The organism is Kribbella ginsengisoli (assembly GCF_039537185.1).
Classification (GTDB): domain Bacteria; phylum Actinomycetota; class Actinomycetes; order Propionibacteriales; family Kribbellaceae; genus Kribbella; species Kribbella koreensis.
The window spans coordinates 141,862-155,389 of sequence record NZ_BAABAA010000015.1 but is presented as its reverse complement, the minus strand read 5'-3'; the positions used below and the strand labels follow the sequence as shown (position 1 = coordinate 155,389).

14 protein-coding genes are annotated in these 13,528 nt (G+C 68.1%); 7 read left to right on the top strand and 7 right to left on the bottom strand.

The window, feature by feature from the left end; translation table 11 throughout:
• Nucleotides 1-207: 207 nt before the first annotated feature.
• Together ABD768_RS36735 and ABD768_RS36730 are read left to right on the top strand one after the other, a co-directional pair.
• Nucleotides 208-1,224 carry an RDD family protein gene (locus ABD768_RS36735; protein ID WP_344848676.1) on the top strand — a complete coding sequence of 339 codons (1,017 nt, stop codon included), beginning with the start codon at nt 208-210 and terminating at the stop codon, nt 1,222-1,224.
• A 33-nt stretch (nt 1,225-1,257) separates the two neighbouring features.
• Nucleotides 1,258-1,995, top strand: coding sequence for a helix-turn-helix domain-containing protein (locus ABD768_RS36730; protein ID WP_343983607.1), 738 nt, complete (start codon nt 1,258-1,260; stop codon nt 1,993-1,995).
• On the opposite strand, the gene ABD768_RS36725 is transcribed toward ABD768_RS36730, so the two are convergent.
• A complete protein-coding gene (locus tag ABD768_RS36725) occupies nt 1,977-2,399 on the bottom strand; it encodes a hypothetical protein (protein WP_343983604.1) in 423 nt (140 codons plus the stop codon). The two genes, ABD768_RS36730 and ABD768_RS36725, sit on opposite strands and share 19 nt — an antisense overlap.
• A 101-nt stretch (nt 2,400-2,500) precedes the next feature.
• Between ABD768_RS36725 and ABD768_RS36720 the strand changes: the two genes are divergently transcribed.
• A complete protein-coding gene (locus tag ABD768_RS36720; protein ID WP_344848674.1) occupies nt 2,501-3,256 on the top strand; it encodes a class I SAM-dependent methyltransferase in 756 nt (251 codons plus the stop codon).
• Nucleotides 3,257-3,311: 55 nt separating this feature from the next.
• Here ABD768_RS36720 and ahcY read toward each other — a convergent pair whose 3' ends face one another.
• Entirely contained in the window at nt 3,312-4,748 is a 1,437-nt protein-coding gene (gene ahcY, locus ABD768_RS36715; RefSeq protein WP_344848671.1) for an adenosylhomocysteinase, read from the bottom strand.
• 121 nt (nt 4,749-4,869) lie between these two features.
• Between ahcY and ABD768_RS36710 the strand changes: the two genes are divergently transcribed.
• From ABD768_RS36710 to ABD768_RS36695, 4 genes are all read left to right on the top strand, one after another.
• Nucleotides 4,870-5,238, top strand: coding sequence for a MerR family transcriptional regulator (locus ABD768_RS36710; RefSeq protein WP_343983595.1), 369 nt, complete (start codon nt 4,870-4,872; stop codon nt 5,236-5,238).
• Between the two features lie 320 nt (nt 5,239-5,558).
• Entirely contained in the window at nt 5,559-5,888 is a 330-nt protein-coding gene (locus ABD768_RS36705; RefSeq protein WP_343983591.1) for a lactococcin 972 family bacteriocin, read from the top strand.
• A gap of 148 nt (nt 5,889-6,036) precedes the next feature.
• Entirely contained in the window at nt 6,037-7,995 is a 1,959-nt protein-coding gene (locus ABD768_RS36700; protein ID WP_344848667.1) for a hypothetical protein, read from the top strand.
• Between the two features lie 12 nt (nt 7,996-8,007).
• Entirely contained in the window at nt 8,008-8,667 is a 660-nt protein-coding gene (locus ABD768_RS36695; protein WP_344848664.1) for an ABC transporter ATP-binding protein, read from the top strand.
• A gap of 4 nt (nt 8,668-8,671) precedes the next feature.
• Here ABD768_RS36695 and ABD768_RS36690 read toward each other — a convergent pair whose 3' ends face one another.
• From ABD768_RS36690 to ABD768_RS36670, 5 genes are read right to left on the bottom strand one after another with little or no spacing between them, the layout of a single operon-like run.
• On the bottom strand, nt 8,672-9,631 hold the full coding sequence (locus ABD768_RS36690) for a cation diffusion facilitator family transporter (RefSeq protein WP_343983583.1): 960 nt from the start codon (nt 9,629-9,631) through the stop codon (nt 8,672-8,674).
• A gap of 35 nt (nt 9,632-9,666) precedes the next feature.
• Entirely contained in the window at nt 9,667-10,833 is a 1,167-nt protein-coding gene (gene manA, locus ABD768_RS36685) for a mannose-6-phosphate isomerase, class I (protein ID WP_343983579.1), read from the bottom strand.
• Nucleotides 10,827-11,909 carry an SIS domain-containing protein gene (locus ABD768_RS36680; protein ID WP_344848661.1) on the bottom strand — a complete coding sequence of 361 codons (1,083 nt, stop codon included), beginning with the start codon at nt 11,907-11,909 and terminating at the stop codon, nt 10,827-10,829. The genes manA and ABD768_RS36680 overlap by 7 nt, the downstream gene beginning before the upstream one ends.
• Complete coding sequence (locus ABD768_RS36675; protein WP_328334834.1) at nt 11,909-12,112, bottom strand: Trm112 family protein; 204 nt, start codon at nt 12,110-12,112, stop codon at nt 11,909-11,911. The genes ABD768_RS36680 and ABD768_RS36675 overlap by 1 nt, the downstream gene beginning before the upstream one ends.
• Complete coding sequence (locus ABD768_RS36670) at nt 12,113-13,501, bottom strand: phosphomannomutase/phosphoglucomutase (RefSeq protein ID WP_343983571.1); 1,389 nt, start codon at nt 13,499-13,501, stop codon at nt 12,113-12,115.
• Nucleotides 13,502-13,528: the final 27 nt, after the last annotated feature.

Here is a 13,528-nt window from a genome sequence, read left to right as displayed (position 1 = left end):
AACGATAGCGGTGTCCAGGTGCGTGCATCGTGGTGCTTGAGCAGTGGCCTCGATGCGGAGCATCGTGGGCGCTGGGCAAGTGCCGCGAGGTGCGTGCCTGGGCGCCGATAGCGTCGAGCTACACCATTCACGGGGCACCTTGGCCTCGGCTGGCTCTTGGCTAGGTCACACTAGCTGTCCGAGGTGTCTGTACAGGGAGGGGCGCGGGTGTCTCAGCTGGTCACGGGGGAAGCGGTCGTCCTCCAGGTGCGGATCGCGCGGATGCCGACCCGGGCGCTGGCGTGTGCGATCGACTTCGTCATCCAGATGATCGTGCTGGGGACGCTGCTGGGTTTCCTGCTCGGGTTCCTGATCGTCGAGGCCAGCCCGGCGCTAGGCGCCGCGCTGGCGATCATCACCGTGTTGCTGGTCTTGGTCGGGTACAAGGTCGTGATGGAGACGCTCACCCGGGGCAAGACGCTCGGCAAGCTGATCCTCGGGCTCAAGGTGGTCCGCGACGACGGCAGCTCGATCCGGTTCCGGCATGCGCTGGTCCGCGGGCTGCTCTGGCTGTTCGTCGACTTCGCGCCGTGGTTCGCGGCCAGCCCCGGGATCGTGGCGAGCCTGATGAACAAGCAGGGCAAGCGGATCGGTGACATGGTCGCCGGCACGGTGGTGATCCGCGAACGGCACCAGCCGATGGCGTCGCCGCCGCTGTTCGTACCGGGGCATCTGGTCATGTGGGCGCAGTCGCTGGAGCTGTCGCGGCTGTCGGACGAGCTGGCCAACACCTGCCGCGAGTACCTGGCCCGCTACATGGAGCTGGAGGTCTCCGCCCGGGTAGCGATCGGCGACGCGCTCGCCTACCGCGTCGGGCAGGTCACTGCGCCCGCACCGCCGGTCCACATCATCGCGCCCGCGTTCCTGTCCGCAGTACTGGCCGAGCGCCGCCGCCGCGAACTAGCCCGCCTGGCCACAGCCCGAGCCACCTACAGCACCAACCCGTACGCCGTACCCACCGGCCCCTTCGCCGCACCCAACCCCCAAGCCGCGCAGCCGAACCCGTACGCCGTTCCCGCCGGGCCGTTTGCTCCACCTAGCCCGTACGGCGCGCAACCGCCGCCCTACGCGCCACCCCCACCGCCCCAGGCCCGGCCGGCGGTCCAGGCCCCGGCGCCGGAGACCACCAAGGTCAACTCTCAGGGCTGGCATGCACCGGGCAGCGAACCCGACCAGTGGTCCTGAAATCTGTCTGATCCGCAAGGCAGACTGGCTGGTGTGAACTTCCCCGACACCCTGCGGACCACCCGGCACCGCCGCCGCCTGAGTCAGCTGGAGCTGGCCCTGCGCGCCGGCACAACCCAGCGCCACCTGAGCTTCATCGAGTCCGGCCGCTCCGCCCCCGGCCGCACCATGGTCGTCCGCCTCGGCGAGTCGATGGAACTGTCCCTCCGCGAGCGCAACGACCTCCTACTGGCAGCAGGCTTCGCCCCCGTCTATCCACAGACCGGCCTCGACGACCCCGCCCTGCATCACGTCCGGGACGCACTAGGCCACATCCTCACCGGCCACCAGCCCTACCCCGCGATCGTCGTCGACGCCAACCACAACCTCGTCCTGGCCAACGACGCCTTCGCCCTCTTCACCGACGGCGTAGCCGGCAAACTCCTCGAACCACCCATCAACGTCCTCCGCCTGTCCCTGCACCCCGACGGCGTAGCCCCGCGCATCGTCAACCTCTCCCAATGGGCCCAGCACATCCTCGACCGGATGCCACCCGGCGAGCTCCGCGACGAACTCGCCGCCTACGTCCCGTACGTCGAACCAGGCCCCGAACACGTCGGCTTCGCGGCCCCGATGCAACTCCGCTCCCCCAAAGGCGACCTTCACCTGACGACGACCATCAGCACCTTCGCCACCGCCCTCGACGTCACCGTCGCCGAGCTCAAGCTGGAAGCCTTCCTCCCCGCCGACGCGGCAACAGCAGCCCTGCTGACTCAGGGATTGGGGAACTGATAGTCGGCGACGATCCGCTGATCCGCGCCCACCATCAACACCTCCTGCCCGCCGCCGACCACCTCACCGCTCGCGGTCGCGACCATCTCCCAGTCGAACCGCACCACATCCTTCAGCCGGACCGCATAGGCTCCCGGCCGGAACGAGTACTCACCCCCGGCGACGAATTCCTCGTAGGTCCGCGCGACGCGGGCCTCGAGCTCGTCGTACCCCGTCGCCTCCAACGTGCTCGCCACGAACCCGAGTCCCGCTGCCGCGGTGCGGATCTCCTCCGGTGGCTGCAGAACATGCGTGCCCGACTCCACCCACAGCGTCTCGATCGCCTTCCGGCGCTCGCCGGCCTCAGCCAGGCCCCACACTCCGACGTAGCGGGCCACCAGATCGCGCGTAGTGCTGTCAGTCATGACTTTCTCCTTGTGTCACAGCGTTTTCCCGATACCCCTGATCCTGCTGGCAGCACGCCGCCGCCTCAATTCCCGGCAGGGAATGAGCTACTGTCGCGACCATGTCGCATCAAGTGGATTGGGCCGGATGGCTGCAGCGGTGGGATGACCAGCAAGCGGGCTACCTGCCGGACCGGGAGGACCAGTTCCGGTCGATGCTGGAGATCGTCGAACGGATCGCCGGTGTGCCGCAGCGTTTCGTGGACCTGGCCTGTGGGCCGGGTTCGATCTCGGCGCGGGCCGCGCAGCGCTTCCCGCAAGCCGAGATCGTCGGGCTGGACCTGGATCCGCTCCTGCTGGAGATCGCGCGTCAGGCCGTCGCCGGGGACCGGCTCCGCTTCGCCGAGGCGAATCTGCGGACGGCCGGCTGGGACGCGGTACTAGGTGACGAGCAGGTCGATGCCGTGTGCTCGGCGACCGCACTGCACTGGCTCGACCCGGCTGACCTCGACGCGGTCGCTCAGACGCTCGGCCGGCGGATCCGCCCGGGTGGCGTGTTCCTCAACGCGGACACGATGCGCCTCGGTCCCGACGAGGTGCCGCGGCTGGATGCGCTCGCGGTGGCGTTGCGGGACGAGATCTGGGCCGAGTCCCATGCGAACGGCGTCGAGGACTGGCAGGCGTGGTGGGACGCGGCGGCGGCCGAGCCCGCGTTCGCGCAGCTCCTGACCGAGCGCGAGGAACGGTTCGCCGATCGCTGGAAGGGTCGCGACATCACGCTGACCGACACGATCCAGTCCTTCCGCAAGGCCGGGTTCACCGAGGTCGCGGTCCTGGGTCAGGTCGCCGACAAGCACCTGTTCGCGGCGATCCGCTGAACGCCGAAGGGCGCCGTACCGCACAACCCGGCACGACGCCCTTCGGCAAGCAGTCTCAGTAGCGGTAGGCGTCCGACTTGTACGGACCCTCGACCGGTACGCCGAGGTACTCGGCCTGCTCCTTCGACAGCTCGGTCAGCTTGACGCCGAGCGAGTCGAGGTGCAGCCGGGCGACCATCTCGTCGAGGTGCTTGGGCAGCACGTAGACGTCGGTCGGGTACTCCGAGGTCTTGGCGAACAGCTCGATCTGCGCCAGCACCTGGTTGGTGAACGAGTTCGACATCACGAACGACGGGTGCCCGGTCGCGTTGCCGAGGTTCAGCAGCCGGCCCTCGGACAAGATGATGATCGTGTGGCCGTCGGGGAAGCGGAACTCGTCGACCTGCGGCTTGATGTTGACCCGCTCGATACCGGCCGTCTTGTACAGCCCGGCCATGTCGATCTCGTTGTCGAAGTGGCCGATGTTGCCGACGATCGCCTGGTGCTTCATCTGCGCCATGTGGTCGGCGGTGATGACGTCCTTGTTGCCGGTGGTGGTGACGAAGATGTCGGCGATCCCGACGACGTCCTCGATCGTGGTGACCTGGAAGCCGTCCATCGCGGCCTGCAGCGCGCAGATCGGGTCGATCTCGGTGACGATCACCCGGGCGCCCTGGCCGCGCAGCGACTCCGCGCAGCCCTTGCCGACGTCGCCGTAGCCACACACGACCGCGACCTTGCCGCCGATCAGCACGTCGGTGGCCCGGTTGATGCCGTCGATCAGCGAGTGCCGGCAGCCGTACTTGTTGTCGAACTTCGACTTGGTGACCGAGTCGTTGACGTTGATCGCCGGGAAGAGCAGCGCGCCGGCCTTGTGCATCTCGTACAGCCGGTGCACGCCGGTGGTGGTCTCCTCGGTGACGCCGAGGATGTTCTGGCCGATCTTGGTCCAGCGCTGCTTGTCCTCCTGCAGCGACCGGGTCAGCACCGACAGAACGACGCTGTACTCCTCGGACTCCGCCGTCGACGGGTCCGGAACGACGCCGGCCTTCTCGAACTCGGTGCCCTTGTGGACGAGCATGGTGGCGTCGCCGCCGTCGTCCAGGATCATGTTCGGACCATCGGCGCCGGGCCAGGTCAGCGCCTGCTCGGTGCACCACCAGTACTCCTCGAGCGTCTCGCCCTTCCAGGCGAAGACCGGCACGCCGGCCGGGGCGTCAGCGGTACCTTTCGGGCCGACGACGACCGCGGCGGCCGCGTGGTCCTGGGTGGAGAAGATGTTGCAGGACACCCAGCGCACCTCGGCGCCGAGAGCCGTCAGCGTCTCGATCAGCACCGCCGTCTGGATGGTCATGTGCAGCGAGCCCATGATCTTCGCGCCGGCCAGCGGCTTGCTCTCGCCGTACTGCGCGCGCATCGCCATCAGGCCCGGCATCTCGTGCTCGGCGAGCCGGATCTCCTTGCGCCCGAACTCGGCCAGGCCGAGGTCTGCCACCTTGTAGTCGAACGTCATACCGTTGCCGCTCCCCTGGGGATTCGTTGTGCTTCCTGCCGGAACCGAGCCTAGGGGTCGCGGCCGGGGTCCTGGTCGGGTGGGTCGGCATTTCTGACACCGAAATGTCAGGATTGCTGTCATGCGCATCACGGAAGCAGCCAAGAGCCTCGGCACCACCCCCCGGATGCTGCGCTACCGGGAGGCCCTCGGCCTGCTGCCGAGATCCCGCGCCGCGCGCAACACCCAGCGCCAGTACGACGACCGCGACCTGGCCGCCGTCCGGCTCGCCCTCGAACTCGAACGCCGCTACGACGTGACGCCGGCCGCGCTCGCCTTCGCCCTGCGCGCCCTCGCTGAACCGTCGGTCGCCGCCGACCTGCGCAATCTCGGCTACCGCACCGGCCGGCTCAGCAGCCCGCCGACCACGGCCGAGATCGATCGCGAGCGCGCACTGCGCTGGCTCGGCCGCAGCGGCATGCTGCCGCCGCCACACAATCGGCCCCGTTGAATACAGAAACCATTCAGTCTTCAAACAAAGTCGCCGAAAAAGCGACCACAATTGCATCATTCTGAGAATCTGTCATATTCGTTGCAGGTTCCTGCAAAGAATTGCGCCGTTATGATTTCGTGACCAGCCCTGGGATTGCTTCGGATTGTGTAGGTCTCGTAGCTTTTCTGTAACGAGGGGGTTGCGGAGCCGAAGCGGCCCGACACGGGGAAATCATCAGCCGACGGTATTTCGGCAGGCTTTTCCGTGCGCATTTTCGGGGTGTTCGACGGTTTTCCGTAATTCCCTTTCCGCCCTGTTTTCCAAGGAGAGGGAAACTCATGAACAAGGCACGCAAGGGGCTCGCCGTCGCATTGATGGCCGGCCTGGGATTCACCGGCATCGGCATTGCGGCCCCGGCCGCCAACGCCTGGCTGCACGTCGGCTCGGAGACTCGTCACCCGGCCGAAGGCGGCACCTGGGAGTACGGCTTCTGGAACGTCAAGATCCGTTCCTACTACACCGTGAACAAGTGCCACGGTTCGTCCGTCATCCTCAACGGCAGCCTGGTCCGCAGCATCAACACGGCGTCGGGCTACAAGTCGATCGCGGAGAAGGGTGCGATCAACAGCCCGGGCGCCGACGACTCGTACTACTACCGCACCTGCTGATTTCCTCAGCGTCTCCGTGCCCGGCCCGGTCCCTGCCGGGCGGGCACGGATGCGCGTCACCCGGAGATCGCACAGAGTCGCGCGGCGTCGCTCTGCGTGCGAAGATGAGCCGCCCAATCCGACCCTCTGACCCGCCTGGAGACCTGCAGTGCACAGGAAAATCGCCGTCGCGGTGTCGGCGCTGCTGTTCGCGCTGCTGGCCGTCGCGGTCACCCTGGTCGCCACCATGCACGACCGGTCCTACCCCGAGCAGCTCTCGACGAAATCGATCGTCAACCTCGACTTCGCCAGCGCCGGGATGGACGACGCGGCCGCGATCCACGAGCTCGGCGCGCTGAGCGACCGGCTGGACCTCGGGCTGGTCAAGGTCGCGCCCGATCTCGGCGGTGACCAGACCGGCCAGGTCTATGTGAAGGTCGGCAAGGAGGGCTCGTTCCCCGAGCGGATCCGCCGCTTCGGCAACGACCAGGACGCGACCGTCCGCACCCAGGACGCGCTCGCGCACTCCTACGCCAGCGGCGAGTACCTGATCACCGGCTCGACCGCCGGCGTGGCCGAGTTCCGCAGCTGGCTCGGCGAGCACCGGGTGATCAGCAAGTGGAGCGAGAACAACCTCGCCGGGACGCTCAGACTCGTCATGAAACAAGGGAGTTTCGCCACCAGCCTGCTGGCCGCGACGGCGCTGATGGTGTCGCTGGTCCTGTACTGGCTGTCGGTGAAGGCCCGTGGCCGGGCGCTCCGCGCGCTCGCCGGCGTCTCTGGCTGGCGGATCCAGTACGAGGACCTGACCGGGTTCCTGGTCGCGGTACTGCTCGGGGCGATCGGTGTCGACGTGCTGGCCGTGGTGTGGACCGGGATCTCCCAGGGCTGGACATTCGTTCCGAAGTACCTGTCGATCCTGGTGACTTTCGACGTCATCGTGCTGATCGCGACGATGGCCTTCGCGGTCGTGATGTCGGCCGCGTCCTGGCCGGGGCCGGCGATGCTGGCCCGGCGGGAGCCGGCGGTCAAGTCGCTGCGCAAGGTGTCGATGGTCCTCAAAGGGCTGACCTTCGTGCTGGTGCTCGCGGCGGTGGCGCCGGCCTTCACGGCGTACACGAACGCTCGTGGGTCGGCCGAGCAGCAGTCGCACTGGAAGGCGCTGGCCGACCAGGTCACGATCTCCTTCCAGGGCGGGATGGGCGAAAAAGGCTTCGAACAGATCTTGAAGCAGGTCGGCGACGTGGTGAACGACGCCGAGAAGAAGGACGCCGTCGCGCTGTCCTACACCTGGGACGACGAGGCGCTCAAAGACGTCGACCTGGGCAAGTTCGAGACGCTGGCGGTCCTCAGCCCGGGATGGCTGCGGCTGATGAACAAGGGCGCGACCGGGGAGACTCCCGGGCTGACCCCACTGCCGGCCGCTGAGATCCCGGCGGGTGCCAAGCAGTACCTCAGCGGCAACCTCGGACTCTGGACCCGGGACAAGTCGGCCGGGGACGCGGCGCTGCGCAAGGTGTCCTTTTACCACTTCGCACAGTCGGGCACGATGCCGTTGGCCAGTGGGGGTGGCGGCGAACTGATCTTCCCCAAGGACGCGATCGTGATGTTCGTGCCGAACCTGCACGACACCTTCAACGACGACTTCCTCGCCTCAGCCGCCTCCAGCCGCAACCTGGTCTTCACCGGGCTCGGCCAAACGCAGGCGCTCATCGCCGCGCACGGGCTGCAGCGCGAGACGACAGTCCGGTACGCCGCCGAGGAAGGCGTGCTGCTGGCGCAGTTCACGGCGTGGTTCGCCTGGCTGCAAGCCGTTTCGCTGATCGCGCTGACCATCGCGCTGGTGGTGTCGTCGCTGATCGCGGCCTTCATCACCGCCGTACTCCGGGCCAAGCGCGACTTCCCGTTGCGCCTGGCCGGACAGCAATGGCGCGAGATCCTGGCCGACCGGGTGATCGTCGAATGGTGCGTCGGGATCGGGCTGGCCGCGATGATCATTCTGCTCCGCCGCGGTGATGGCGCGCTGCTGATCGCGGCAGCCGCAGTACTGGGTCTGCTCGCGGCGCCGGTGACGCACCTGCTGGCCACCCGCTGGACCTTCGAGAACGTCAGCCGACGCAGACTGTAGACGGGAAGAACCATGACCATAGAAGCCCAAGCCGTCTCGGTCGTCATCGACGGTCGCGAGATCGTCCGCCAGGCCTCGCTCACCTGCGAGCCGGGCACGATGACCGCGCTCGTCGGCCCGAGCGGATGCGGTAAGACGACGCTGCTGCACTGTCTCGGCCTGCTCCAGCAGCCGACCTCAGGCAAGGTGCTGGTCGACGGCGTCGACACCTCGGACTGGAAGGCCGGCCGGCGCCGTCGCTTCTGGAAGGACTCCGGCGCTTTCGTCCTGCAGGACTACGGCGTGATGGAGGAAGAGTCGGTCGCCTTCAACGTGGTGATGAAGGCGAGCGTCTTCGGCTCCAAGGTCGTCGGCGACCAGGCGGCGCTGGCCGAGGCACTGGAGCTCACCGGCCTGACCGGGCGCGACAACGAACTCGCCGCCCACCTCAGCGGTGGCGAGAAGCAGCGGTTGTCGATCGCCCGGGCGATCTACAAGAACGCGAAGGCGGTCTTCGTCGACGAGCCCACGGCCTCGCTCGACGAGGGCAACCGCACCCGCGTCATCGACCTCTTCCGCAACCTGGCCACCCGGGGCTGCACCGTCATCGTCGCCACCCACGACGACGAGATGATGGCAGCCTGCGACACGCGCCACTCACTGACGCGCCCCGCAGAGCTGATCACCAACTAGTACTTCAGTGCGAGGGCGCCTCGGGCACGGCCGGGCGCTCTTCGCGGGTGTAGTTCTCGACGAAGATGTCCGGCTCGAGGTAGATGTGCTGGGCCATCGGCTCGGCCGTGCGCACCGCGCGCTCGGCGGAGTTGATGATCTCGGCGATCGCTGCCGCGTCCACGCCGGACTCAACGGCCAGCTTGGCGGCGACGAGCACCTCTTCCGGACCCAGGTGCAGGGTACGGAGGTGGATCAGCCGGCTCACTCCCGGCGTGTTCTCCAGCGCGGCGACGATCTTGGCCTGTGCCTCGCGGGTCGCGGACTCGCCCAGCAGCAGGGACTTCATCTCGATCGCCAGGAAGATCGCCACGCAGACCAGCAGCGCGCCGATCGCCATCGAGCCGAGGCCGTCGAAGATTCCGTTGCCGGTGGCAAGGGTCAGCACGACGCCGATCAGGGCCAGCACCAGACCGGTCAGGGCGGCGAAGTCCTCCAGCAGGATGACCGGCAGCTCGGGCGCGCGAGCGTTGCGGACGAACCGCACCCACTGCGTCGTACCGCGGAGCTTGTTCGCCTCGATGATGGCGGTGCGGAAGGACAGCGACTCCATCACGATCGCGGCCACCAGGACCGCTACCGGCACCCACTTCCAGTGCTCGATCGGGTGCGGGTCATGGGCCTTGTGGTAGCCCTCGTACAGCGCGAAGAGCCCACCGACGCTGAACAGCACGATCGCGACGATGAACGAGTACACGTAGCGCTCGCGGCCGAAGCCGAACTGGTGCAGCTCGTCGGCCTCGCGCTTGGCCCGCTTGGCGCCGACCAGCAGCAGGACCTGGTTCCCGGCGTCGGCCAGCGAGTGGATCGCCTCGGCCAGCATCGAGGCGGACTGGGTCAGCCCCCAGGCAGCGAATTTCGTGACCGCGATACCGGTGTTCGCCAGCAGTGCCGCGACGACGGCTTTGTTACCGCCACCAGCCATTTCCGTTGTCCTCCGGAGCCAATTGGGTAAGGGGGTCAGCGAGCGGACACGACGAACGCCGTGCCGGAACCACGCAGAGTACAGGGTCCTTCGGTTCCGCGGACGAACGCGGACTGTCCGGCGGACAACCGCACGGTTTCTTCGGTGCCCGCGGCATCGACCGAGGCCGTTCCGCCAACACACGCGACGATCCGCGGCCCACTGCCCGGCGCCTTGGTCGGCCCGGCCGACAGGTCGAACCGCCGGACGGCGAAGTACTCACAGCCGGTCTCGTACTCCGTGACGCCGGGCGCGACCTCCACGCCGTGCAGCACCGGAGACGGCAGCGGCTCGAAGTCGACCACGGACACCAGTTCCGCCACGTCGACGTGCTTGCGGGTCAGCCCACCCCGCAACACGTTGTCCGAGTTCGCCATCACCTCGAACCCGGTCCCGTGCAGATAAGCGTGCACGTTGCCGGCCGGCAGGTAGACCGCCTCGAACCGTTCCAGCCGCACCCTGTTCAGCAACAACGCGGCCAGCACCCCGGGGTCGTCCGGGAACTCTTCACACAACCGGCTCAGCGTCTCGGTCTCGAGGGCGAACTCCGAGCCCTGATAAGCCCGGCAGGCCTCACCGAGCGCGAAGACCAGCGGACGGATCGCATCCCGGTCGGTGCTCATGAAGGTCGTGAATGCGTCTTGCAGTTTCCCGTCGAGCAACAAAGCCCGCAGCTCGTCCAGCACACCCAGCGCGTCGAGCAGAGCGACGGAATCCGCCACCGGCCGGAATCCCACCAAAGCGTCGAACTGACCCAGGGCGATCAGGATCTCCGGCTTCGGCCAGGCGTCCTTGTAATTGCGATCGCCCGCATCGCGCGGAATTCCCGCTGCCTCGTCGCGGGCATAACCGTCGATCGCCTGTGCCCGGGACGGATGCGCCTGGATCGACAACGGCTGCTCCGCCGCCAGGATCTTCGCCAGGAACGGGAACCGGCCCTCGAATTCGGCAGCGGTCTCCTCCCCCAGCACACCGCTGGGGTCCGACGACACCAGGTCGAACAACGAGTCGCCCGAGGGCAGTACGGACGGCGCCGACTCGTGCGCGCCCATCCACAGCTCGGCCTGCGGCTTGCCGTCCGGTTCCACCCCGATCAGCTCGGGGATCGCGGTCCGCGACCCCCAGGCGTAGTCGCGGATGGTGTTCTGGAGCGGAACTACCACGCCGGGTCCTCCGCGGGGTTGCCCGTCGGTCCCGGAGCCTGGTCCTCCCGCGGCGTGCCGTAGCGGCCGAGCCCGATTCCCAGGTACGCCGCGGCATACCGGCCGTGCTGCGTCAGAGCGGCGTACCGGGCGACATCAGTCCCGTTCGCCTGCCGCACCACATGCACCCGTACGTCGTGACGCTCAGCCTTGTCCTCGAGCTGGCCACGGTGCTCTGCGACGCCCGCGTCCTCCACCCCGTCGTCCAGGATGACCAGACCCGGCCGCAGCTCTTCCGGCTGGTCGAAGGGGTCGGCGAAGACGTCCCGCGGCGGCTGGTTCGCCAGCACGGGCAGCAGGTGCCCACAGTCGGCGGCAAGCGCCGGGCGACCGCTAGCGAGCCGCACAGCCTCCACCACACGACGTGCGGCACGGGCAGCCAGCACCGAGCCGCCCCAGACCAGGGGAAGCGCGTCGGCGAGCATGAGCGCCAGGTCCTTCGCAGGGTTGGACGCTACGTCGTTGTTGGGAGAGCACTCGATCGCTACCTCGTCGAGCATCTCCGCGACGGCCTTGCCGTCCACAGCCGGCCCGAGGTCCATCTGGTGCAACCCCTGCAGTACTGCGACGGCAGCCGCCAGCTGGTCATCCGACTGTGACGGCAGCCGTACTGCGTGCCGCGAGCCAGCCGATGCGGCCGCAACCGGCGAGTCCGGCGGCGCAGCGACGAGCAGGCCGGCTCCCCGGCGTACAGCCTCGGAAGCAGCGGACACAGCGCCCGGGTCAGCGTCAGAGCCACCCAGCACGACGACGAGGTCGAGCGGGCTGGTCCAGCCCGGCAGACCCGGACCAGGCCACGCAACGAACGGCACCGGGCAGACCGGCTCCAGTACTGCACGCACCAGACGGGCGTCCCGGCCGGCGGCGACGATCGCGCGCGGACGGAAGCCGTCGGTGGACAGCTGCGACAGGGCCTCCTCGGAGGCTTCGAGCTCGGCCCGCACCCGGGCGCCCGCCCCGGCCAGCCGGCGCAGCAAGTGGTCGGAAGCCTCGAGGGCGGCGGGGTCGTCCAGCCGCGAATCGTCGAAGACGCTCATCAGTTCTCGGAGGCCTCTGCATCCTTGGTCTCGCGCGCCTCGTCGATCAGCAGCACCGGGATATCGTCGCGGACCGGGTAGGCCAGCGCGCAGGTCGGGTTGGTGCAGACCAGTTCGCTCGCCTCGTCGTCCACGCGGAACTCCGACCGGCACTTCGGACAGACCAGGATGCTCAACAGGTCAGGGTCCAGGTTCACAGGCATCTAGTTCTTCTCCTCCACCGGTGCACCGGTGATCAGGGCCAGTACTTCGTCGCGGACACGCTCCATGGTGGCGGCGTCCCCGGCCTCGACGTTCAGCCGCAGCAGCGGCTCGGTGTTCGACGTACGCACGTTGAACCACCAGTCGCCGGCATCGATCGTCAGACCGTCCAGGTGATCAACGGTAATGCCCTCGCGGTCGCCATAAGTGTCCTCGATCGCCGCAACCGTCGCCGCGGCGTCCTCGACCCGGCTGTTGATCTCGCCCGAGGCGACGTACCGCTCGTAGATCTCGAACAGTTCGGAGGCGGGCTTGTCCTGCTCGCCGAGGGCCGCGAGCACGTGCAGGGCCGCCAGCATGCCGGTGTCGGCACGCCAGAAGTCCCGGAAGTAGTAGTGCGCGGAGTGCTCACCACCGAAGACCGCGTCGGTCTCGGCCATCTTCTGCTTGATGTTGGAGTGCCCGACCCGGGTCCGGACCGGTACGCCGCCGTGCTCGGCGACCAGCTCGGGGACGGCCTTGGAGGTGATCAGGTTGTGCAGGATGGTCGAGCCGGGGTGCTTGGCCAGCTCACGGACGGCGACGGCGCCGGTGATCGCGCTCGGCGAGATCGCGTCGCCCTTCTCGTCCACCACGAAGCAGCGGTCCGCGTCGCCGTCGAAGGCGAGTCCGAGGTCGGCGCCGGTCTCGCGGACCTTCGCCTGCAGGTCGACCAGGTTCTTCGGGTCGAGTGGATTGGCCTCGTGGTTGGGGAAGTTGCCGTCCAACTCGAAGTACAGAGGCAGGATCTCGACCGGGCCGGTGGCGAAGACGGCCGGCACGGTGTGCCCGCCCATCCCGTTGCCGGCGTCGACGACGACCTTCAGCGGGCGGATGCCGCTGAGGTCGACCAGGTCGTTGAGGTGGTCCGCGTACGCCGTGAGCAGGTCCTTCTGCTTGACGTGCCCGGGGACCGCGACCGGGGAGAGCCCGTCGATCAGGGTCTTGGCGACCAGGTCCGCGATGTCCCGCAGCCCTGAGTCCGCGCCGACCGGGGAGGCGCCCGCGCGGCACATCTTGATCCCGTTGTACTTCGCCGGGTTGTGGCTCGCCGTGAACATCGCCCCCGGCAACTGCAGCCGCCCGGACGCGAAGTACAGCTGGTCGGTCGAGGCCAGCCCGATGTCGATCACGTCGGCCCCGGTACTGGTCACCCCCTCCGCGAAGGCGGCGGCCAGCCCAGGACTCGACGGACGCATGTCATAGCCGATCACCACGGCCCCAGCACCGGAGAGCACATCCAGAACCTCGACGAACGCCGCCCCGGTCGCCCGGGCCACCGCCTCGTCGAACTCGTCCGGAACCACACCCCGCACGTCATACGCCTTGAAGATCGCAGCTACATCAGCCATGCGTGGACCTTATCTGGCCCGCGCCAG

Bases quoted from the DNA above. Each gene is read 5' to 3' on its own strand.
- ABD768_RS36725 (WP_343983604.1), bottom strand. From the start codon at position 2,399: ATGACTGACAGCACTACGCGCGATCTGGTGGCCCGCTACGTCGGAGTG.
- ABD768_RS36720 (WP_344848674.1), top strand. From the start codon at position 2,501: ATGTCGCATCAAGTGGATTGGGCCGGATGGCTGCAGCGGTGGGATGAC.
- ahcY (WP_344848671.1), bottom strand. From the start codon at position 4,748: ATGACGTTCGACTACAAGGTGGCAGACCTCGGCCTGGCCGAGTTCGGG.
- ABD768_RS36710 (WP_343983595.1), top strand. From the start codon at position 4,870: ATGCGCATCACGGAAGCAGCCAAGAGCCTCGGCACCACCCCCCGGATG.
- ABD768_RS36705 (WP_343983591.1), top strand. From the start codon at position 5,559: ATGAACAAGGCACGCAAGGGGCTCGCCGTCGCATTGATGGCCGGCCTG.
- ABD768_RS36695 (WP_344848664.1), top strand. From the start codon at position 8,008: ATGACCATAGAAGCCCAAGCCGTCTCGGTCGTCATCGACGGTCGCGAG.
- ABD768_RS36690 (WP_343983583.1), bottom strand. From the start codon at position 9,631: ATGGCTGGTGGCGGTAACAAAGCCGTCGTCGCGGCACTGCTGGCGAAC.
- ABD768_RS36680 (WP_344848661.1), bottom strand. From the start codon at position 11,909: ATGAGCGTCTTCGACGATTCGCGGCTGGACGACCCCGCCGCCCTCGAG.
- ABD768_RS36675 (WP_328334834.1), bottom strand. From the start codon at position 12,112: ATGCCTGTGAACCTGGACCCTGACCTGTTGAGCATCCTGGTCTGTCCG.
- ABD768_RS36670 (WP_343983571.1), bottom strand. From the start codon at position 13,501: ATGGCTGATGTAGCTGCGATCTTCAAGGCGTATGACGTGCGGGGTGTG.